The organism is Acinetobacter uliginosus, assembly GCF_044130295.1.
GTDB lineage: Bacteria > Pseudomonadota > Gammaproteobacteria > Pseudomonadales > Moraxellaceae > Acinetobacter.
The window spans coordinates 1-528 of sequence record NZ_JBIQOC010000165.1 but is presented as its reverse complement, the minus strand read 5'-3'; the positions used below and the strand labels follow the sequence as shown (position 1 = coordinate 528).

The 528-nt window shown below is 39.0% G+C and carries 1 protein-coding gene; it reads right to left on the bottom strand.

Annotated features, from left to right (window positions below):
* Positions 1–528 (bottom strand): transposase (locus ACE01T_RS17400; RefSeq protein WP_395519772.1); only part of this gene is annotated, 528 nt, incomplete at both ends.

Sequence of the window (528 nt, the reverse complement as noted above, 5' to 3'; positions counted from 1 at the left end):
TTTCGCCATTTTTTATCAGGCACAAAGAGTGACCTTAAAAGTTTCCTTTCAAATAAATTGACCTGAATAATTCGCAGTAAACGCTGAACACTCCATCCTTCTTGTGCCATGTGTTTAGCGAAGTTCACCAGCAAATAGGCGATTAATGCAATCCATATTTGCGTTTGTATCGCATTGCGGCTTCGACCTAGAAATGACTTCAGTTTTAAATTCTGCTTGATGGCTTTAAAGAATAACTCAATCTTCCAGCGGTCTTTATAAATTGCAGCAATGGTGGATGCTGCCAGATGAAAGTTGTTGCTCAGAAATTCGAATGTTCTTTTCTTATCTGTATCATAAAACTCTATACGTCTTAATAATTTAGGTGCGCCTCTTTTCTTGGCATGCGCACTGCTTAATTCAATACATTCATCTGCAATAATGCCTTTAGTCGCTAATACGCTGCGGCTTGATTTAACTTGATAAACTGTCTTTGGGCGTAGCCGAGTTACGAAGCTGACTTTCTGATGTGTCAACTGAGCAAACCAT